Origin of the sequence: Streptomyces sp. Y2F8-2 (assembly GCF_014905555.1) — a bacterium.
GTDB classification, from domain to species: domain Bacteria; phylum Actinomycetota; class Actinomycetes; order Streptomycetales; family Streptomycetaceae; genus Streptomyces; species Streptomyces cynarae.
The window spans coordinates 19,189-37,977 of the sequence record NZ_BNGS01000009.1; the positions used below are offsets into that span (position 1 = coordinate 19,189).

19 protein-coding genes and 3 pseudogenes are annotated in these 18,789 nt (G+C 71.6%); 10 read left to right on the top strand and 12 right to left on the bottom strand.

Annotation, left to right across the window (positions count from 1 at the left end; translation table 11 throughout):
• Positions 1-66: 66 nt before the first annotated feature.
• Together SY2F82_RS27620 and SY2F82_RS27625 are read left to right on the top strand one after the other, a co-directional pair.
• Positions 67-639 carry a hypothetical protein gene (locus SY2F82_RS27620; protein ID WP_200421863.1) on the top strand — a complete coding sequence of 191 codons (573 nt, stop codon included), beginning with the start codon at positions 67-69 and terminating at the stop codon, positions 637-639.
• A 53-nt stretch (positions 640-692) separates the two neighbouring features.
• Positions 693-1,403 carry a class F sortase gene (locus tag SY2F82_RS27625; protein ID WP_200421864.1) on the top strand — a complete coding sequence of 237 codons (711 nt, stop codon included), beginning with the start codon at positions 693-695 and terminating at the stop codon, positions 1,401-1,403.
• Between the two features lie 48 nt (positions 1,404-1,451).
• Here the strand turns inward: SY2F82_RS27625 and SY2F82_RS39150 are convergent.
• A pseudogene (locus SY2F82_RS39150) lies at positions 1,452-1,595 on the bottom strand (polysaccharide deacetylase family protein); the annotation flags it as partial.
• A gap of 49 nt (positions 1,596-1,644) precedes the next feature.
• On the opposite strand from SY2F82_RS39150, the gene SY2F82_RS27630 reads away from it, so the two are divergent.
• The 5 genes from SY2F82_RS27630 to SY2F82_RS27650 all read left to right on the top strand — a co-directional run bounded on the left by SY2F82_RS27630 (position 1,645) and on the right by SY2F82_RS27650 (position 5,805).
• Positions 1,645-2,106: a universal stress protein gene (locus SY2F82_RS27630; protein WP_200421865.1), complete on the top strand. Its 462-nt coding sequence runs from the start codon at positions 1,645-1,647 to the stop codon at positions 2,104-2,106.
• Between the two features lie 95 nt (positions 2,107-2,201).
• Complete coding sequence (locus tag SY2F82_RS27635) at positions 2,202-3,626, top strand: amino acid permease (protein ID WP_200421866.1); 1,425 nt, start codon at positions 2,202-2,204, stop codon at positions 3,624-3,626.
• 160 nt (positions 3,627-3,786) lie between these two features.
• A complete protein-coding gene (locus SY2F82_RS27640) occupies positions 3,787-4,335 on the top strand; it encodes a sigma-70 family RNA polymerase sigma factor (RefSeq protein ID WP_200421867.1) in 549 nt (182 codons plus the stop codon).
• Positions 4,336-4,471: 136 nt separating this feature from the next.
• Positions 4,472-4,987 (top strand): hypothetical protein, encoded by a 516-nt coding sequence (locus tag SY2F82_RS27645; protein WP_200421868.1) that lies wholly within the window; start codon positions 4,472-4,474, stop codon positions 4,985-4,987.
• A 158-nt stretch (positions 4,988-5,145) separates the two neighbouring features.
• Complete coding sequence (locus SY2F82_RS27650) at positions 5,146-5,805, top strand: zf-HC2 domain-containing protein (RefSeq protein WP_200421869.1); 660 nt, start codon at positions 5,146-5,148, stop codon at positions 5,803-5,805.
• A gap of 42 nt (positions 5,806-5,847) precedes the next feature.
• Here SY2F82_RS27650 and SY2F82_RS27655 read toward each other — a convergent pair whose 3' ends face one another.
• Positions 5,848-6,708 (bottom strand): Fpg/Nei family DNA glycosylase, encoded by an 861-nt coding sequence (locus SY2F82_RS27655; RefSeq protein ID WP_200421870.1) that lies wholly within the window; start codon positions 6,706-6,708, stop codon positions 5,848-5,850.
• Between the two features lie 47 nt (positions 6,709-6,755).
• On the bottom strand, positions 6,756-8,828 hold the full coding sequence (locus SY2F82_RS27660) for a SpoIIE family protein phosphatase (protein WP_200421871.1): 2,073 nt from the start codon (positions 8,826-8,828) through the stop codon (positions 6,756-6,758).
• 265 nt (positions 8,829-9,093) lie between these two features.
• On the opposite strand from SY2F82_RS27660, the gene SY2F82_RS27665 reads away from it, so the two are divergent.
• Positions 9,094-10,518 carry a lipase maturation factor family protein gene (locus tag SY2F82_RS27665; RefSeq protein ID WP_200421872.1) on the top strand — a complete coding sequence of 475 codons (1,425 nt, stop codon included), beginning with the start codon at positions 9,094-9,096 and terminating at the stop codon, positions 10,516-10,518.
• On the opposite strand, the gene SY2F82_RS27670 is transcribed toward SY2F82_RS27665, so the two are convergent.
• From SY2F82_RS27670 to SY2F82_RS27700, 7 genes and pseudogenes are all read right to left on the bottom strand, one after another.
• Entirely contained in the window at positions 10,506-11,345 is an 840-nt protein-coding gene (locus SY2F82_RS27670; protein ID WP_200421873.1) for an amidohydrolase, read from the bottom strand. The genes SY2F82_RS27665 and SY2F82_RS27670 overlap by 13 nt on opposite strands.
• The gene (locus tag SY2F82_RS27675; protein WP_200421874.1) at positions 11,342-11,695 is read right to left on the bottom strand and encodes an L-rhamnose mutarotase; all 354 of its coding nucleotides are present in this window, start codon (positions 11,693-11,695) and stop codon (positions 11,342-11,344) included. Before SY2F82_RS27675 ends, SY2F82_RS27670 begins: the two co-directional genes overlap by 4 nt.
• Entirely contained in the window at positions 11,695-12,678 is a 984-nt protein-coding gene (locus tag SY2F82_RS27680) for an aldo/keto reductase (protein ID WP_200421875.1), read from the bottom strand. The genes SY2F82_RS27675 and SY2F82_RS27680 overlap by 1 nt, the downstream gene beginning before the upstream one ends.
• Entirely contained in the window at positions 12,675-13,430 is a 756-nt protein-coding gene (locus SY2F82_RS27685; RefSeq protein WP_200421876.1) for an SDR family NAD(P)-dependent oxidoreductase, read from the bottom strand. The genes SY2F82_RS27680 and SY2F82_RS27685 overlap by 4 nt, the downstream gene beginning before the upstream one ends.
• On the bottom strand, positions 13,427-14,767 hold the full coding sequence (locus SY2F82_RS27690; protein ID WP_200421877.1) for an L-fuconate dehydratase: 1,341 nt from the start codon (positions 14,765-14,767) through the stop codon (positions 13,427-13,429). The genes SY2F82_RS27685 and SY2F82_RS27690 overlap by 4 nt, the downstream gene beginning before the upstream one ends.
• A 77-nt stretch (positions 14,768-14,844) precedes the next feature.
• A pseudogene (locus SY2F82_RS27695) lies at positions 14,845-15,222 on the bottom strand (ABC transporter permease); the annotation flags it as partial.
• Between the two features lie 2 nt (positions 15,223-15,224).
• A pseudogene (locus SY2F82_RS27700) lies at positions 15,225-15,711 on the bottom strand (substrate-binding domain-containing protein); the annotation flags it as partial.
• A gap of 163 nt (positions 15,712-15,874) precedes the next feature.
• Here SY2F82_RS27700 and SY2F82_RS27705 point away from each other — a divergent pair.
• Positions 15,875-16,576, top strand: coding sequence for a FadR/GntR family transcriptional regulator (locus SY2F82_RS27705; RefSeq protein WP_200421878.1), 702 nt, complete (start codon positions 15,875-15,877; stop codon positions 16,574-16,576).
• Between the two features lie 24 nt (positions 16,577-16,600).
• On the opposite strand, the gene SY2F82_RS27710 is transcribed toward SY2F82_RS27705, so the two are convergent.
• The gene (locus SY2F82_RS27710) at positions 16,601-16,846 is read right to left on the bottom strand and encodes a hypothetical protein (protein WP_200421879.1); all 246 of its coding nucleotides are present in this window, start codon (positions 16,844-16,846) and stop codon (positions 16,601-16,603) included.
• Between the two features lie 170 nt (positions 16,847-17,016).
• On the opposite strand from SY2F82_RS27710, the gene SY2F82_RS27715 reads away from it, so the two are divergent.
• Positions 17,017-17,466: a DUF5709 domain-containing protein gene (locus SY2F82_RS27715; RefSeq protein ID WP_200422144.1), complete on the top strand. Its 450-nt coding sequence runs from the start codon at positions 17,017-17,019 to the stop codon at positions 17,464-17,466.
• Positions 17,467-17,488: 22 nt separating this feature from the next.
• On the opposite strand, the gene SY2F82_RS27720 is transcribed toward SY2F82_RS27715, so the two are convergent.
• A complete protein-coding gene (locus SY2F82_RS27720; RefSeq protein WP_200421880.1) occupies positions 17,489-18,643 on the bottom strand; it encodes an ROK family transcriptional regulator in 1,155 nt (384 codons plus the stop codon).
• Between the last annotated feature and the right edge of the window lie 146 nt (positions 18,644-18,789).

Below are 18,789 nucleotides of genomic sequence, written 5' to 3' on the forward strand. Positions count from 1 at the left end.
AGGTGCATTTCCTACGCAAGCGGAACAGGTCCGCGGCACGGCTCCTCGGAGACCTGGAGGCTCACCATGCGCGCGATTCGCCTCGCCTCGGCCGCAATGCTGGGCGTCAGTGCCCTGGCCCTCACGGCGTGTACGACGGCCGTCGCCCGAGGCGGGGAGGCCGGCGCGGGCCACTCGGGTTTCTCCTACAACCTGGAACCGGCCGCGGTCGCCCCCGGCGGGCGGGTCAACCTGCCGGTGCGGGGCTGCAACCAAGACGCCAAGGTCTTCTCGGGCGCCTTCGACGACGTCACCATCCCCCGCGGCCGGAACTCGGCCACGGTCACGGTCGGCCGGAACGCTCTGCCGGGCACCACGTTCGACGTGCTGTTCCAGTGCGGCCACCAGGCCGGCCACCGACAGCTCGTCATGACCGCCGGGCGCAACGACCGCGACGAGGAGTCGCAGGACGAGGGCTCGGGCCGTGAGAACGGACGGGGCGAGGCGGAGCGGCCACAGCACGGCGTGCACGCCGGTGAGGGTGGCAGCATCGGCGGCTTCGACCTGAAGAAGACCGGCCTCGGTGCCGCCCTCGTCCTGGTCTCGGTCGGCGCGGCCTGGCAGCTTACGCGCCGCCGTGGCCGCGGCAGCACCTCCTGACCGTCACAGCGTGAACGGCGCGCCGAGACGGCGGCGCCGGGAGGGGATGGCGAATGTCTGCTTCCGGGCCGGCCGAAGGAGGAGAGAGCGGGCACCAGCGCAAACGCGCCCCGTGGGGCGTGATCGCGCTGGTGCTGCTGACGGGTCTCGCCCTGGTGCGGAACGGTTCGGGCGAGTCCCCTGTGGGCCCGCCCCAGCCCGCGAAGGCGGCAGCCCCGGCCCCCGACTCCCGCTCGGGCCCCGGCTCGGCCTCGGGCTCGGGGTCGGGGTCGGGCTCGGGGGCCGGCGTCTCGGAGACGCCCGATCCGCTGCCGTACTCCGCGGTCGAACGTGTCCACATCCCGGCGCTCCAGATCGACGCCCCCGTCATACCCGTGGGCCTGGACACGTCCGGCTGGGTGGCCGCCCCGCCGCCCGAGGATCCGAACCTGGCGGGCTGGTTCACCGGCGCTGTCTCACCCGGTGAGAAGGGCACCGCCGTGATCGTCGGCCATGTCGACAACCGTGAGGGGCCGGCCGTCTTCTACGGGCTCGGTGCACTGGGCAAGGGCCATCACATCGAAGTCCGGCGCCAGGACGGCAGGACCGCCGTGTTCGAGGTCTACGGCAACGAGGTGGTCGACAAGGCCCACTTCCCGGGTGACCACGTCTACGGGAACAAGGGGGCGCCGGAACTGCGGGTCATCACCTGCGGGGGAGAGTTCGTCGACGGGAACTACGCGGGGAACGTGGTGGTGTTCGCCCGGATGGTGGCCGTGCGCTGAGCGGGGGCCGGCCGGGACCGGCGCACCTGCCCGGCAGGGTGTTCGGGTCGACCGCCTCCTCGGCACGGTGAGGTGGTGGCCGGCGTCCAGCAGGACCGGCGGATGGTCGCGAAGTGCCGCCGCGATCTGTGAGCGGTCGCCGCCGGCGTCGTGCGAGAGGACGACGACGCCGGGGGCGACGCCGCCCTCCAGTCCCCGGCCGCAGCGGACCGGACCTGCAGATTCCGATAGCCTCGCCCATGTGACGGAACAGCACTCGCACCAGTTCGAGCGGGGCACGGACGGGCCCAAGGTCATCCTCGTCGGGGTGGACGGCTCCGACTCGTCGCTGCGGGCCGCGGCCTACGCCGGCGGTCTCGCCCGGCGGCAGCACGCGCTGCTCGCGGTCGTGTACGTGCAGCCGGTGATGGCGGCCGGGGCGGCGCTCGGGGTTCCGGTGGCGGAGACGACCGACGAGATCGCCGAGGAACTGGTCGCCCAGATCCGTGAGGCCGCCGAGCGGGTGAAGGGCATATTCGACGTGCGCTGGGAGTTCCACACCTTCCGCGGCGACCCGTACAACGGCCTGGTCAAGGCCGCCGAGGAGCTGAAGGCGGACGCCGTCGTGGTCGGCGCGTCGGAGCAGGCCGGCCACCGCATCGTCGGCTCGGTGGCGATCCGCCTGGTGAAGGCGGGCCGCTGGCCCGTAACAGTCGTACCGTAGGGACGTCGCCGTCTTCCCTCCCCGGCGCAGCTGCGCCATCATGATCCGGCCAGTGCATTGCCGTCCGCGAAGAGGTCCGCGAAGAGGTGAGGCTCATGGCCGGACTCCGTAAGGGCGAGGGAATTCTCCGCCGCAAACCCATCGAGCACATCGACGAGACGGAGGTCGGCGAGGGCACCCGGCTCGAGCGCTCGCTCGGCCTGTGGCAGCTGACGGCGATCGGCGTCGGCGGGATCATCGGCGCCGGCATCTTCACCCTCGCCGGCACGGTCGCGAACGGCACCGCCGGACCCGCGGTCCTGGTGTCGTTCCTGATCGCGGGCCTGGCGAGCGCGACCGCCGCCCTGTCGTACGCCGAGTTCGCCGGGCTCATCCCGAAGGCGGGATCGGCCTACACGTACGGCTACGCGGTGCTCGGCGAGTACGCCGGCTGGTTCATCGGCTGGGACCTGCTGCTGGAGTACACGGCGATCGTGGCGGTGGTCGCCATCGGCATCTCCGGCTACTTCGGCTTCCTCGTCGGCGAGATGGGCGCGCACCTGCCGGCGTGGATGCTGGGAGCGCCGGGCACGGGCGCCGGACACCGGGTGGACCTGTTCGCGCTCGTGCTGTGCCTGCTGATCGCGTACCTGCTGAACCTCGGCATCCGCAACGCGGCCCGTTTCGAGACGTTCGTCGTGGCGCTGAAGATCCTCGTCGTGCTGCTGGTGATCGGTGTCGGCGTCTTCCACATCGACAGCGGCAACTACCACCCGTTCTTCCCCTACGGCGTCGGCGGCGCGTTCACGGGTGCGGCGACCGTGTTCTTCGCGGTCTTCGGCTACGACGCCATGTCGACGGCCGCGGAGGAGTCCAAGGACGCGCAGCGCCACATGCCGAAGGCGATCGTCTACTCGCTGGCGATCTCGATGGTGCTGTACGTGGCGGCCTGCCTGGTCCTGACGGGCATGCAGAAGTACCAGCACATCGACAAGGAGAGCGGCTTCTCCAGCGCGTTCAAGGCGGTCGGTCTCAGCGGGCTCGCGGACGTGATCGCGGTCGGGGCCGTCATCGGCATCCTCACCGTCATGTTCACGTTCATGCTGGGCGTCACCCGGGTGTGGTTCTCCATGTCGCGTGACGGACTGCTGCCCTCGTGGTTCGCCAAGACACATCCCACGCGTCACGTCCCGACCCGTGTGACATGGATCGTCGGGATCGCCTCGGCCCTCATCGCCGGGTTCCTGCCGATCGCCCAGGTGGCCGAACTGACCAACATCGGCATCCTGTTGGCGTTCGTCGTGGTGTGCACGGCGGTGATCGTGCTGCGCTACCGGCAGCCGGACCTGCCGCGCACCTTCCGCACGCCGTGGATGCCGTTCCTCCCCGCGGTGGGCGTGGTCTTCTCGCTCTGGCTGATCACGTTCCTGCGGTGGGAGACATGGGTGCGGTTCGCCGTGTGGTTCCTGATCGGCCAGATCGTGTACTTCGGTTACTCCTACCGGCGCTCCGAGCTGGCCAAGACCCCGCCGACCCCCTGATCAGACCCCCTGATCCGACCCCCTGGCCCGACACCCGGAAGCCCGGCGCGCCTCTCCGGTCGACCGCTCACCGCACCGTTCACCGACGAACAGCGACCGCCCACCGCACCGCGCCGTCCCGGCCCTGTCCCGGCGGGCGAAGGCGGGTTGCCATACGCCCATGACGGCCGGAAGCACCACCCCCACCACCGGGACGACCGCCGAGCACGAGCTGGCCGAGTTGCAGCGCGAGCACGGCCGTCCCCTCTTCGCGCTGCTGCTCAGGCTCTCGGACGGTGACCGTCAGCGCGCCGAGGACCTGTTGCAGGAGACGTTCGTACGCGCCTGGCAACACCCCGAAGCGCTGCGCGCGCCCGATTTCGACTCCGTGCGCCCCTGGCTGCTCACCGTCGGCCGGCGGCTCGCCATCGACGCCAAGCGGGCGCGTCAGGCCCGTCCCGCCGAGGTCGGGGACGCCGTCCCGGAGAACGCCCGCGTGATGGCCGACCACGCCGAACGGGCCGCCGCGACGCTCGACGTACGGCGGGCTGTGAAGACACTCACTCCCGAGCACAGGGAAGTCCTGGTGCAGGTGTACTTCCACGGGGCGAGTGTGGCGGAGGCCGCCCGAACCCTGGGGATTCCGCCCGGTACTGTGAAGTCCCGTGCGTACTACGCCCTGCGCGCCCTGCGCCGGGTCCTTCCGGGATACGCGGCGGACCTGCGGTGAAACCGAAGCCAGAGTCAAGCCTTCGCAAAGCGCCTTGCTGCGGACCATGGTTGAGCAATGGGCTTGCCTCATCCGTGTTGCGGACTGGGGCCCGAGTCTCGGGCGACGCGCACGCACCGGAGGAAGGCAGGAAGGGATGTTGCACAGAGGCCACGAGAGCACGGACGGCACCGACGGCGGTGAACTGACCGTTCCCATGGCATGGCTGTACGCCGAGTACATCGCGGACGAGCTGCTGCGGACCGGCGACCTGATGCCGCCGACGTCCTTCGAGTTCCGCGCCGGGCGCGACGCGCTGGCGTTGACGATCTTCCTGTCCGACACGGGTGGCGAGCTCTCCCGCATCCGCGTCGTCTCGCAACTGGAGACCTGGCTCTCGCTGACGGCGTACGACCAGCCCTGGCAGGACTGGGTGTGCGAGCGGATGGCGGAGCTGTCCGCGGAAGCGGCCCGGTCGGGCGGCCCGGCGCCGGACCTGGAGCTGGCCACGGCGGCCTGGCGCTGGCTGGAGGAGACCGAGCTGCTCGCCCCCGATCTGGACGCGGTGCCCGGCGGCGGCCCGGTGGTCGGCGAGGACGACGGCCCCAAGGTGTGGACGCCGGCCTGGCAGCTGGGACTCCCCCTGGGACATCTCGCCATCCATCTCTTCTGAAGAAGTTTTCCGGGACGACCAATCCGCCGGCCCGGCGGCTCCGAATGCCTTTCTTGGCCGCGATTCGGTAACGGCCTTGAGTGATTCGGCCGCCTGGTCCGTACCGGTGGGCAACAGCAGCACCACCCCCACCCCGCCCCCCGGCCTGAGGATTTGGTATGAGGTCCCTGGAACGCCACCGCGACGTCGGCGCCTACGCGCTGGGCGTGCTGGACGAGGCGGAAGCCTTCCGCTTCGAGGACCACCTCATGGAGTGCCCGACGTGCGCGGCGCACGTGACGGAGTTCCGCCCCGCCGCGCGTCAGTTGATGCTCTACCGGAGGGCGACCCCGCGGTCCGTGCACCCCTTCGCGGCGCCCGGGCCCCGGCTGCTTGAGCGGCTGCTCGACGAGGTGGCGACCAAGCACCGCAGCGGGCGCAGGCGGTGGCTGTACGCGGTCGCGGCGGCCGTGGTGTTCGCGGTCGGAGGGCCGACGACGGCGCTGGTCGCCGGGCACGGCTCGACGTCCACCACCGCGACGGCCATGACCGCGACCGACCCGGACACGGGCGTATGGGCGCGGATCACCGCGCACGACGAGGTCTGGGGCAGCCAGATCGACGTGACGGTCAAGGACCGGTCGGGGCCGCATCCCTGCCGGCTCGTCGCGGTCGGCAAGGACGGTTCGGAGCAGACGGTGGCGAGCTGGATGGATCCCGCGGAGGACGGTGAGCCGACCACGCTCCAGGGCGGCACGGGGATGCGGTCGGACCAGATCGACCACTTCGATGTGCGCACCAGGGACGGACAGCGCCTGGTCACGCTGAAGGCCCCCTGACGGGCGCCGCCCCCCTCTGCTCGAGCAGCCGGGAGAGTCTGCCTACTTGAGCAGCCGGGACAGTCTGCGGTCCGCCAGTGGCTTGCCGCCCGTCTGGCAGGTCGGGCAGTACTGCAGCGAGGAGTCGCTGAAGGAGACCTCACGGATGGTGTCGCCGCAGACCGGACAGGGCTCGCCGGTGCGGCCGTGGACCCGGAGTCCGGTCTTCTTCTCCGTCTTCAGACGTCCGGCGGCCACGCCGCGCGAACGCTCGACCGCCTCGGTCAGCGTCGTGCGCAGTGCGTCGTACAGGCGGTGCACATCCTCCGGCGACAGCGACGAGGCCAGCTTGAACGGGGACATCCGGGCGGCGTGCAGGATCTCGTCGCTGTAGGCGTTGCCGATGCCCGCGATCAGGCTCTGGTCGCGCAGCGCGCCCTTGATCTGACGCCGCTCCCCCGCGAGGAGCTCGGCGAGGCGCTGCTCGCCGAAGCCGTCGGCCAGCGGGTCCGGACCCAGGCGGGCGATGCCCGGCACCTGGAGCGGATCGCCGACGACGTACACCGCCAGCCGCTTCTGGGTGCCCGCCTCCGTCAGGTCGAAGCCCTCCCCGGTCTCCAGCGCGACCCGCAGCGCGAGCGGGCCCTTGCCGGGGCGGGGCACGCCGTCGGGCAGGCGGTCCTTCCACTGGAGCCAGCCGGCCCGGGCCAGGTGTGTCACGAAGTGCAGTCCGCCGGCGTCCAGGTCCAGGAACTTGCCGTACCGGGCTACGGCGGTGACCTCGCGGCCCTCGAGGGCGGTGACCGGTGGGTCGTACGTCTTCAGGACGCTGATCGCGACGGGCAGCACCCGGACCACCTCGTGGCCGACGAGACGGTCGGCGAGGAAGTCCCTGAGTGCTTCGACCTCGGGCAGTTCCGGCATGTGTCCAGGGTGCCACCCGCCACCGACGTCGCCACCCGTCGCGCCCGTCAGCCGCGTTCCTGGACCGTGAACTCGCCCCAGACGACCTTGCCGCCGCCGCGGGCCTCCACGCCCCACATGTCGGCGAGCCGGTCGACGAGCAGCAGGCCCCGGCCGGAGACCTCCGACTCGCCCGCGTCGCGGCGGCGGGGCAGGGCGCTGGAGGCGTCCTCGACCTCGACGCGGAAGCGGCGGGCGTGGCCGGTGAGGACCCGCAGGGTGACGACGGCGGTGCCTTCGGTGTGCACGAGGACGTTGGTGATCAGCTCGTCGGCGACCAGTTCGATCTCGTCGGAGCGCTCGCCGGCACCCCATGCGCGGACGGCGGCGCGGATCATGTGCCGGGCGGCGGTGAGGGCTTCCGGGTCACCGGGCGGGACGTGCCGGCGGAGGCGGTCGCCGGACCGCTGGGTGAGCCCCCGGCGCCGCAGGAGCAGCAGGGCCACGTCGTCGTCGCCGCCCCGCTCCTCGGCCACGTCGATGAGCCGGTCGGCGAGGTCGCACACATCGTCCGGGCCGGCGCAGACCAGCTCCTGAAGGGTGTGCACGCCCTCGTCGAGGTCGGCGCCCGGCTCTTCGATCAGGCCGTCGGTGCACAGCACCAGGGTCTGGCCGGGGTCCAGCTCCACCGTGGTGACCGGGTACTCCAGGCGGTCGAACTCGGCGGACAGCCCGAGCGGCAGACCGCCCTCGACGGGCAACCGCCGGCAGGTGCCCTCGGACAGCCTGAGCAGCGGGTCGATATGGCCGGCGCGGACCAGCTGCACCACTCCGGTGGCCAGGTCGGCCTCGGCGTACAGGCAGGTCGCGAAGCGTTCGGTGTCGAGTTCCTTGAGGAACACGGAGGCACGGGCCATCACGGTGGCGGGCGGGTGGCCCTCGGCGGCGTAGGCGCGCAGGACGATGCGCAGCTGACCCATGACGGCGGCCGCGTGGGTGTCGTGGCCCTGTACGTCACCGATGACGGCGCCGGCCCGGTCCCCGGGCAACGGGATCAGGTCGTACCAGTCGCCGCCGATGTCCCGGCCGAGGGCCGCCGAGCGGTAGCGGACGGCGACGTCGGCGCCGGGCACGCTGGGGATGGAGCGCGGCAGCATCGCCTGCTGGAGGCCCTGGGCGAGGTCCTTCTCCTGTTCGTAGAGCATGGCGCGTTGCAGGCTCTGCGCGATGCAGCTGCCGAGCGCGACGAGGACGTTGCGGTCGTCGGGGGTGAAGCCGCGCCGGTCGTCGTAGAGCAGGCCCATGGCGCCGATGGGGCGGGCCTGCGCGACGAGCGGCAGATAGGCGGCGGAGGTGATGCGCAGGTCCGTCAGGTGCGGCCACAGGACGGGGTAGCGCTCGGCGAACTCCTCCGGCGACTCGATGAACCGCGGGCGGAGGGTCCGTACCACCTCGCTCATCGGATAGGCATCGTCGACGCGCGTGACCCGGGTGCCGGGCACCGAGCTGCCCTCGGGGCCCTCGGCGACGATCCGGATGCGGCCCGCCTCCACCAGGCCCATGACGAGGCTGGCCGCACCCAGGTGGGTGAGGCCGTGGCTGTCCTTGAGGACGTCGATGACGTCCTGGACGGTGCGGGCGTGGGCGAGCGCGGCGGTGGTGGACTCGACGATGCTCGTCTGCCGGCGCAGCGCCTCGTCCTGGGCCAGCTGTTCCCTGCGGGCCAGGCCGTCGCGCAGCTCCTGGGTGGCGTCGCGCACGATGCCGATGATCCTGCGGGGGCGGCCCGTCTCGTCGCGCCGGATGTAGCCCTGGGTGTGGGTCCAGCGCAGGGTGCCGTCGCGGCAGCGGACGCGGAAGTAGGTGCCGTAGTTCTCGCTGCCGTCCTTGATGGCCCGGGCCACCAGGGCGTCGACGCGGCGGCCCTCGGACGGTGGAACGCGCGACCGCAGGCTCTCGGGGCGGCCGTCGTAGTCCTCGGGGCGTATGTCGAAGATCTCGTGGGCCCGGGCGTCCATGTGGAACAGCCCGGTGTCCAGGTCCCAGTCGAAGCTGCCCATGAGGTTGAGCACCAGGATCGGATCCGGGTGGGCGGGCCAGTCCTCCGGGAGTGGCAGAGTGCTCCCTCCCCGATCAACCATGGGGCCACCATGCCAGGGATTGCCGGATTCTTCGACTTCTGCCGACCAGGTCGCCCAGGGCCCCGGCCCGGCGGTCCCCGGCCCGGCGGTCCCCGGCCCGGCGGTCCCCGGGCCGGCGGTCCCCGGGCCGGCGGTCCGGTGCGGCCGTGTGGGCCGGGCCGCCGTCGTCGGGTTACGCAGGCCGAGCCGAGGTGTACACGGAGTGACGGGCTGACCGGTTCGGCCGGGGGTACCGGGTCACACTGGAGGGAGAGGAGCGGTTGCCGTGGACTGGTTCGTCGCACCGGAGTACTGGCTGAGCCGACTGGTCTTCCAGCGGGCCCTGGCGGTGGTGTACCTCGTCGCCTTCCTGACCGCCGCGCTGCAGTTCCGGGCGCTGATCGGGGAGCGCGGCATGCTGCCGGTGCCGCGGTACGTCGCCCGGGTGCCGTTCAGACTGGCGCCCAGCGTCTTCCACTTCCACTACTCGGACCGCTTCTTCGCCGCCTGGTCGTGGGCGGGGTGCGCGGTGTCGGCGGCGCTGGTCGCGGGGGCCGACTCGCTGGTGCCGTTGTGGGCGGGGATGGTGCTGTGGCTGATCCCGTGGCTGCTGTACCTGTCGATCGTCAACGTCGGCCAGACCTGGTACTCCTTCGGCTGGGAGTCGCTGCTGCTGGAGGTCGGCTTCCTGGCGGTGTTCCTGGGCAACGACGAGGTGGCGCCGCCGATCGTGGTGCTGTTCCTGTTGCGCTGGATCCTGTTCCGCCTGGAGTTCGGCGCCGGGCTGATCAAGATGCGCGGGGACGCCTGCTGGCGGAAGCTGACCTGCCTGGACTACCACCACGAGACGCAGCCGATGCCGGGCCCGCTGAGCTGGTTCTTCCACCATCTGCCGAAGCCGCTGCACCGGGTGGAGGTGGCGGCCAACCACGTCACCCAACTGGTCGTCCCGGTCCTGCTGTTCACCCCGCAGCCGGTCGCGACGGCCGCCGCGTCCCTGATGATCGTGACGCAGCTGTGGCTGGTCCTCTCGGGCAACTTCTCCTGGCTGAACTGGATCACGATCGTACTGGGCCTGTCGGCGGTCCTGTTCCCCACCACTGCCCCGAAGGTCTCCGCTGCTCCCCTGTGGTACGAGGTCCTGGTCCTGGCGGTCGGCGCGGGCCTGCTCGCCCTCAGCTACCAGCCGGTACGCAACATGATCTCCCGCGGCCAGATCATGAACCGCTCCTTCGACCCGCTGCACCTGGTCAACACCTACGGCGCGTTCGGCAGCGTCAGCCGGATCCGGTACGAGGTGGTGGTGGAGGGCACGGCGGACGACGTGCCGCGGGAGGACTCCGAGTGGCGGGAGTACGAGTTCAAGGGCAAACCGGGCGATCCACGGCACTGGCCGCGCCAGTTCGCCCCGTACCACCTGCGGCTCGACTGGCTGATGTGGTTCGCGGCGCTGTCCCCCGCGTACGCGGGGTCCTGGTTCGGCGGCCTGGTGGAACGTCTCCTGGAGAACGATCGCGACACCCTGAAGCTCCTGCGCCGCTCCCCCTTCCCCCCGGACGAGCCGCCGCGCTACATCCGGGCGCGCCTCTTCCACTACCGGTACACGACGTGGCGTGAACTGCGGGAGACGGGGGCCTGCTGGCACCGCATCTACGTCCGCGAGTTCATGCCACCGACCCGGCTGGCCGCGCCGGTGACTCAAAGGCGGTAGACGCGGGTGGCGGTGTCCTCGAAGATCTGGTGGCGCTCGTCGTCGCGGAGGCCCTGCGTCAGCACCGCCGCTGTGTCCGACACGTCCGCGTACGACGCCGCCAGCGTGCACACGGGCCAGTCCGAGCCGAACATCAGCCGGGACGGGCCGAAGGCGTCCAGGACCGTGTCGGTGCAGGGGCGCAGGTCCTCCACCCGCCAGGTCTTCCAGTCCGCCTCCGTCACCATGCCCGACAGTTTGCAGACCGTGTTCGGCAGAGCGGCGAGGGCGCGGATGCGGGACGCCCACGGCTCCAGGGTTCCGGAGGCGATCGGGGGTTTGCCCAAGTGGTCCAGGACGAAGGTGAGTGCGGGGAGCGACTGAGCCGCCTTGACGCACGCCGGGAGCTGGTGGGGCAGCACCAGCAGGTCGTAGACCAGGCCCGCGTCCGCGACGGCGGCGAGGCCTCGGCGTACGTCGGGGCGCAGCAGCCACTCGGGGTCCGCCTCGCCCTGGACCTGGTGGCGGATGCCGCGCAGATACGAGCCCCCGGGCAGCTCCCGCAGGCGGGCCAGCGTGTCCGCCACGTCGGGGCTCGTCAGGTCCGTCCAGCCGACGACGCCCGCGACGATCTCGTTCCGATCCGCCAGGGCCAGGAACTCCGGCGTCTCCTCGGCCACGGTGACCGTCTGCACCAGTACGGTGCGGTCCACGCCGACCGGGCGGGCCAGACGTTCCAGGTCCGCGATCGTGAAGCTGCGGCGGATCGGCTCGAGTTCCGGGCCCCTGATCCAGTCCTGGTCGCGGACGGAGAGGTCCCACACGTGGTGGTGCGCGTCCACGGTCACGGCAGCTCCCAGACCACCGGCAGGCCCGCGTCCGCACCCTCGGCCGAGTAGTCGTGCACCACGTCGAGCAGCTCCGCCATCCGTGCGTGCCAGGCGACGTTGACGGGCAGCTTCTCCAGCTCGGCCGGCAGACGCCCGTAGTCCCCGCACTCCAGCACGTGGAACAGGTCGGTCCCTCCCCCGAGCTCTCGGCTTCGCTCGAGCAGGGGGTACCCCCATCGCCAGATGGTCCAGGAGGTCGTTGCGGCGGCACGGATCGTGTCCGTGAGCTCCTTCGGCACCTCCCGGTGGGCGGCCTCGTACTCCTCGACGCGGTCGGCTCGGACCTTGGTGTGCAGGGCTACTCTCATCACGGCTCCTCAGTGGGCACGGGGGCGTGCGGGGGCAGGAGGCCGGCTTCTCTCAGCTCCTGCCAGAATCCGGCCGGTACGGTCGCCGCGAACTGCTCGGCGCAGTCGCGTACCTCGGCCGCCGAACGGGCGCCCACCAGTACGCTCGCCACGGCCGGGTGCGCGGAGCAGAACGCCAGGGCCGCGGCCCGCAGCGTGGTGCCGTGGCGTTCCGCCAGCGCCTTCAGGCGCAGAGCGCGGCCGAGCAGTTCCTCGGGGGCGGTCGCGTAGTTGAACGTGGCGCCCGGCCGCGGGTCGGCCAGCAGGCCGGAGTTGAAGGCGCCGCCGACGACGACCGACACCCCGCGTTCGGCCGCCGAGGGCAGCAGCCCGGTCAGGGCGCGCTGGTCGAGCAGGGTGTACCGGCCCGCGCACAGCACCACGTCCACGTCCGTCTCGCGCACGAACCGGGTCAGCATCTCGGCCTGGTTCATGCCCGCGCCGATCGCCCCCACCAGGCCCTCGGAGCGCAGTTTCTCCAGCGCCGGGTAGCCCTCGCGGAACGCCTGTTCGGCGTGGTCGTCCGGGTCGTGCAGGTAGACCACGTCGACCCGGTCCAGGCCGAGCCGTTCGAGGCTTGCTTCGAGACAGCGTCGTACGCCGTCCGCGCTGAAGTCCCAGACGCGGCGGTGGGTGGCGGGGACCGCGAAGCCGTTCGCGAGGTCGTCGCCGCCCTCGTCCGTGGGCTCAAGCAGGCGGCCCACCTTGGTGGAGACCGTGTACGCGGTGCGGGGGTGCTCGCGCAGGGCCGCGCCGAGGCGGCGTTCGGACAGGCCGAGGCCGTAGTGCGGGGCGGTGTCGAAGTAGCGGATCCCGCCGTGCCAGGCGGCTTGGACCGCGTCGTACGCCTGCTCCTCGCTCACCTCGCTGTAGAGGTTGCCGATGCCGGCGGCGCCGAAGGCCAGCGGGGTCACCTCGACTCCGCTCCCGCCGAGCGCGCTCACCGGCCCACCGGCCGCAGCCTGAGGCCCTGCATGCCGCCGTCCACGGCGAGCGCCGTGCCCGTGGTCGCGCCGGACAGGGGGCTCGCCAAGTAGGCGATGGCGCCCGCCACTTCGGTGGCCGTGACCAGCCGGCCGGTGGGCTGGCGGGCCTCCAGTGCCGCCCGTTCGGCGGCCGGGTCCGGGGCCGCGTCGAGGAGGCGGCCGACCCACGGCGTGTCGACCGTGCCGGGGTTGACGCAGTTGACGCGGATGCCCTCGCGGACGTGGTCGGCGGCCATGGCGAGGGTCAGCGAGTACACGGCACCCTTGCTGGCGCTGTACAGGGCCCGCTGCGGCAGGCCCGCCGTGGCGGCGATGGAGCACGTGTTGACGATCGCCGCGTGGGCGGACTTCCTCAGGTGCGGCAGCGCCGCTCGGGTCGTCCGGACGATGCCGAGCACGTTGACGTCCAACACCCGCCGCCACTGCTCGTCGTCGTTGTCCTCCACCGTGCCCTGGGCGCCGATGCCCGCGTTGTTGACCAGCACGTCCAGACCGCCGAGGCCGGCGACGGCGGCGGCGACGGCGGTCCGTACGGACGCGTCGTCGCCGACGTCCGCCCGGTGGGCGAGCAGCGGCTTCTCGACCTGCGAGGGGTCGAGGTCCAGGACGGCCACCTGGGCCCCGCGCTCCGCCAGCAGCTCCGCGGTGGCCCGCCCGATGCCGGAGGCCCCGCCGGTCACCAGGGCCCTGAGGCCCTCGAAGTCGCTCATGCGGCGTGCCCCTTCTTGCCCTCGATGTCGGCGGCCCAGAAGGCGCCGCCGGGGAACGTGTACTCCGCGATGGACTCGGGCCGCATCGCGGCGGAGAAGCCCGGCGTGGCGGGTGCCGTGTAGTGACCCTCCCGGATCACCACCGGGTCGAGGAAGTGCTCGTGCAGGTGGTCCACGTACTCGATCATCCGGTCCTCGGTCGTCCCGGAGAGCGCGACGAAGTCGAACATCGACAGGTGCTGGACCAGCTCGCACAGCCCGACGCCGCCCGCGTGCGGGCACACCGGCACCCCGAACTTGACCGCCAGCAGCAGGATCGCGAGGTTCTCGTTGACGCCGCCGACGCGGGCCGCGTCGATCTGGAGCACGTCGATCGCCCCGGCCTGGAGGAGCTGTTTGAAGATGATGCGGTTCTGCACGTGTTCGCCGGTGGCGACCCTCACCGGGGCCACGGCCCTGCGGATCGCCGCGTGGCCCAGGATGTCGTCGGGGCTGGTCGGCTCCTCGATCCAGTACGGGTCGAACTCGGCGAGCGCCTTGGTCCAGGTGATCGCCTCGTCCACGTCCCAGCGTTGGTTGGCGTCGATGGCGATCCGCACGTCCGGGCCGACGACGGAGCGGGCGACCCGGCAGCGGCGTACGTCGTCGGCGAGGTCCGCGCCGACCTTCAGTTTGATCTGCCGGAAGCCGTCGGCGACGGCCTGCGCGGCGAGTCGGGTGAGCTTGTCGTCGGAGTAACCGAGCCAGCCGGCGGAGGTGGTGTAGGCGGGGTAGCCCCGGGCCAGCAGGTGGGCGGTGCGCTCGTCGGCGCCCTGCTTGCCGCGCCGCAGCAGCTCCAGCGCCTCCTCGGGGGTGAGCGCGTCGGTGATGTGGCGGAAGTCGATCTGACGGACCAGCCACTCGGGGTCGGCCTCGGCGAGCAGCCTCCACAGCGGCTTGCCGGCGCGCTGGGCGGCCAGGTCCCAGACGGCGTTGACGACCGCGCCGATCGCCATGTGCATCACGCCCTTCTCCGGGCCCAGCCAGCGGAGCTGGCTGTCGCCGATCAGGGCGTGGAACACCGAGCCGGGGTCGGCGCACACCTCGTCCAGGCTCCGTCCGACCACGTGTCCGCGCAGCGCCTCGATCGCGGCGACCTGCACCTCGTTGCCCCGTCCGATGGTGAACGTGAGCCCGTGCCCCTCCAGGCCGTCGCCGGCGTCCGTGCGCAGCACCAGGTAGGCGGCCGAGTAGTCGGGGTCGGGGTTCATCGCGTCGGAGCCGTCGAGCTCGCGCGAGGTGGGGAAACGGATGTCGAAGGTGTCGATCCCTGTGATTCGGGCGGCAGTTGGGGACACGGGAGGCCTTTCGGTCCGGGACACAAGGTCGTACACGAGGGCGTACGTCGTACGGCGCTTTACGACAACGAAGCGGGTCAGTCCTGGGCACGGCCCGTCGTCACGCGGGCTATCACCAGGGCGACGAGGATGATTCCGCCGTAGATGGCCTGGATCCAGAACGACGGCACCTGGGCGAAGGTGAGCAGGTTCTGCACGACACCCAGGAGGAGCACACCGGTGAGGGCGCCGAGCATGGTGCCCTTGCCGCCGTCCAGGCTGATGCCGCCGATGACGGCCGCCGCGAACACCGTGAAGATCATGTTCTGGCCCTGGTTGGCGCTGATCGCGCCGACGTACCCGGTCTGCATGATCCCGCCGACGGAGGCGAGGAGGCCCGCGACCACGAAGACGCCGAGCATCACCCGCTCGACGCGGATACCGGCCGCGCGGGCCGCGTCCGCGTTGCCGCCGATCGGTAGTCGCACGCCTTCTCGCCGTACGCGACGTTGTCGGCGCGCACCACCATCGCGACCTTGCCCTTGTCGGGCGCCACGTCGACGGCCACCACGGGGACGCCCTTGCGTTCCGCCTGGTCGAGGCCCGCCTCGATGGCGGCGCTGTCCAGCGGGGCGACGACCAGGCCCTTGACGCCCTGGTTGAGCTCGTTGTTGATGTCGGTGATCTGCTGCGAGGGGTCGCTGTTGGAGTTGACGGTCTTGAGGGCGTCGACACCCTCGGACTTCGCCATCTTGGGCACGTAGTCGTTGTACGACTGCCAGAACGGCGAGGTCAGCAGGGGCAGGATCACCCCTACCTTGCCGGTGCCGTCGCCCCCGGCCCTCGCGGCGCCGGTGTCCTTGGTGCTCGCCGCATGCGGCGAGCAGGAGCGAGGCGCCGACGGCGAGGGCCGCCGCGCCGACGACCCGGGGCCTGTTCCGCTTCGTCAGTGTTCTGCCGGGCATCTGGCAGCTCCTCGTTGAGCGTGTTCGAGCAGATGCCCGCATACTTATCAGACCAATCCCCCGCCAGAACAGCCCTCGACGTACGTTTTCGCACCATCGGGCCGTAGTGGTCCGACCACCTTGGTGGTTAGACTGCGGCGCACCCGGTGACTGGAGAAGTGGCGTGGACGAGACAGCCCCGTACAAGGGCACCGTGACGCAGCGCGCCATCGAGCAGATCAAGGCGATGATCGCCGAGGGCCGGCTCGAGCCGGGCCAGCGCCTGCCGACGGAACGCGACCTCGCGGCACAGCTCGGGATCTCGCGCAGTTCGATGCGGGAGGCGATCCGCGCGCTCACGGTCCTCGGCGTGCTGGAGGCCCGGCACGGCTCGGGCATCTACGTCACCCGACTGGAGGCCGGGGACCTGTTGGAGACCTTCGGCGTGGTGGCCGATCTCTCGCGCGGGCAGCGCCTGGTGGAACTGCTGGAGGTGCGCCGGGTCCTGGAGTCGACGGCGACGGCGCTGGCGGCCGCCCGTATCACGGACGACCAACTCGCCGAGGTGGAGAAGCACTTGGCGGCGATGAACGCGACGGACGACCCGGAGGAGATCCTCGCGCACGACCTCGCCTTCCACCGGGAGATCGCTGTCGCGGCGGGCAACGAGACGATGGCGGCGATCCTGGAGGGCCTGTCCTCACGAACGTTCCGCGCCCGTGTGTGGCGCGGCTATGAGGAAGAGGGCGCCTTCGCACGCACCCGCCGCGAGCACGCGGCGATCCACCGCGCCCTGGCCGCGCGCGACCCGGAGGCGGCCAGGGCGGCGGCCGCCGCGCACGTCGGCGAGGTGGAGGAGTGGCTGCGCAGCCAGCTGCCCTCCTGAACGGCGGCTTTCCGGCAACGCCGGCTACCGGCGCGGCTCCGGCGGCTCGTTGTCCAGTGCCAGATCGGTCTCGACGTCGTAGCCGACCGGGCCATGACCCACTGTGGGGTGCGCCATGTCGGCCCCCAGGTCGAAGCCGGCGTCTTCCACCGCACGCTCCAGCTCTTCCTCCTCGCGACGCCGGGCGGCGTCCCTGTGGTGCTCGTTCATCCGTTGGACAAGACCCCGGACGCCGTGGTGGTGGTCCTCGGGGGCATCGGCTTCGCTCATGGCCCCCATGCTCGGCGCGCGCACGGCGTCCCGGCAACGGCCTGCGGACGGCGAGCGGTGAACTCTGCACGCTCAGGACAGGATTGTGCAGTCCTGGGCCACTGCCCCTGCCCGGAATCTGCGAGAAAGACAGCACGCACAGGGAAGGAGCGCACGTGGCCGACGCAGCGATGGGTGACGAGGTCTACCAGCCGGACGGTTCCGAGGTGCAGGACGACGCCGGACTGCTGGACGCGTCCGACACCCTGGACTACCGGGCCGGTGACCAGGCGCTGGACGAGGGGTACTCTCCCCCGGAGCGGCCCTGGGGCGTGCTGCACACCGGCGTCACCGCGGCGGAGCGGCAGCGGGGGGAGAGTCTGGACGAGCGCCTCGCCGAGGAGGTACCGGACATCGGTGTCCTGGACGGCGACGGCATCGGGGACGCCTGGGACACGGACGGCGAGCTCGTCGACGACGAGGTCGGCGATGTGCGCGCCGGACGGCTGCTCGCGCCCGACGAGGGCAGTCACGAGAACACCGAGTCCGATCTGGTCGCTTCCGACGTCGGGCTGGACGGCGCCGGCGCGTCGGCCGAGGAGGCCGCGATGCATGTGGTCCCCGACTCCGACACCTACTGACGCACGGAGGAGCCCGGGTCGCCTACTTGAGCGGGGCGAAGACGCGCTGGGCCGCGACCGCGGCACCGCCCCGGGCCCACTCCTCGAAGGGCAGCGGCCTGACCACGAGATCGCAGTCCGCGGCGGCGCCGAAGGCGTGATCGGCGAAGGTCTGCCGGATCTGGTCGGCGAACAGGTCGTAGGACGCCACGCCCTCACCGGAGATGATGATCCGTTCCGGGCCGATGAGGTTGGCGACCGAGGCCAGCGCCAGGCCCATGGCATGTCCGGCGCGGGCGAAGACGGCCCGGACGGCGGGGTCGCCGGCATGGGCGAGCCGGACCGCCTTCTCCATCGTCAACTCCGGGTCACCGGTGGCCTGGCGGGCCTGCTCGGTGATCGCGTGGGTGGAGGCGACCGCTTCGACGCAGCCGGTGTTGCCGCAGGTGCAGGTGCGGTCGGTGCCGCCCACCGGGAGGTGGCCGATCTCGCCCGCCACGCCGTGCGCCCCCGAGACCACGCGGCCGCCGATGGAGAGACCGGCGCCGATGCCGGCCCCGACGGTGACCACGGCGAACGACGACAGGCCGGCGCCGGCGCCGAACCACTGCTCGGCCACGGTCAGGGCACGGACGTCGTTCTCGATGACCGTCGGAGTGCCGGTGGCCGACTCGACCAGCTGAGCCAGCGGTACCCGGCGCCAGTTCAGGAAGGGTGAGTACTGCACGGTGCCGGTCTGGCCGTCCACGTCGCCGGAAATGGCGACCCCGATGCTGTGGATCCCCTCAGACCCCGCTGCGCCTGCCGCCGCCCGCAGCCGGTCCACCAGGCGGGCGATCGCCACCACCACGGTGCCCACATCCCGCGAGCCGAGAGCGGCCCGCCGGGACGCCAGCGGCTGAGCGGTCAGGTCGGCCAGCACGCCGATGAGTTCGTCCCCGGTGACCTTCACGCCGATGAACCGGGCACGTTCGGCCCGGACCGCGATCAGCGTCGCCGGACGGCCGTTGGCCCGCTCCACGGTGGGTCGGCCCACCTCGGCGATCCACCCGTCGTCGATCAGCGGAGTGGCCACCTTGGTGACGGCTCCCGGTGACAGCCCGGTCCGCCGCCCGACCTCGGCACGGCTCAGCGGGCCGTGCTGGAGCAGGGTCTGGAAGACCAGGGCGGCAGCGGGGGGCTGGTCGGCGAGGCTCATGGAGCGACCATACCTTTCCCAAGGAAACTAAATCAACGGGCCTGCTCATCCCGCCTGTGCACCCTCTACGCCTACCTGAGGTGCAACGGGGCACAGCGGCCTCGGACTTCCTTCCGATGACATCGGATTTCTATGAGGCAACTATG

Bases quoted from the DNA above. Each gene is read 5' to 3' on its own strand.
- SY2F82_RS27620 (WP_200421863.1), top strand. From the start codon at position 67: ATGCGCGCGATTCGCCTCGCCTCGGCCGCAATGCTGGGCGTCAGTGCC.
- SY2F82_RS27625 (WP_200421864.1), top strand. From the start codon at position 693: ATGTCTGCTTCCGGGCCGGCCGAAGGAGGAGAGAGCGGGCACCAGCGC.
- SY2F82_RS27635 (WP_200421866.1), top strand. From the start codon at position 2,202: ATGGCCGGACTCCGTAAGGGCGAGGGAATTCTCCGCCGCAAACCCATC.
- SY2F82_RS27640 (WP_200421867.1), top strand. From the start codon at position 3,787: ATGACGGCCGGAAGCACCACCCCCACCACCGGGACGACCGCCGAGCAC.
- SY2F82_RS27645 (WP_200421868.1), top strand. From the start codon at position 4,472: ATGTTGCACAGAGGCCACGAGAGCACGGACGGCACCGACGGCGGTGAA.
- SY2F82_RS27650 (WP_200421869.1), top strand. From the start codon at position 5,146: ATGAGGTCCCTGGAACGCCACCGCGACGTCGGCGCCTACGCGCTGGGC.
- SY2F82_RS27655 (WP_200421870.1), bottom strand. From the start codon at position 6,708: ATGCCGGAACTGCCCGAGGTCGAAGCACTCAGGGACTTCCTCGCCGAC.
- SY2F82_RS27660 (WP_200421871.1), bottom strand. From the start codon at position 8,828: ATGGTTGATCGGGGAGGGAGCACTCTGCCACTCCCGGAGGACTGGCCC.
- SY2F82_RS27675 (WP_200421874.1), bottom strand. From the start codon at position 11,695: ATGAGAGTAGCCCTGCACACCAAGGTCCGAGCCGACCGCGTCGAGGAG.
- SY2F82_RS27685 (WP_200421876.1), bottom strand. From the start codon at position 13,430: ATGAGCGACTTCGAGGGCCTCAGGGCCCTGGTGACCGGCGGGGCCTCC.
- SY2F82_RS27710 (WP_200421879.1), bottom strand. From the start codon at position 16,846: ATGAGCGAAGCCGATGCCCCCGAGGACCACCACCACGGCGTCCGGGGT.
- SY2F82_RS27715 (WP_200422144.1), top strand. From the start codon at position 17,017: ATGGGTGACGAGGTCTACCAGCCGGACGGTTCCGAGGTGCAGGACGAC.
- SY2F82_RS27720 (WP_200421880.1), bottom strand. From the start codon at position 18,643: ATGAGCCTCGCCGACCAGCCCCCCGCTGCCGCCCTGGTCTTCCAGACC.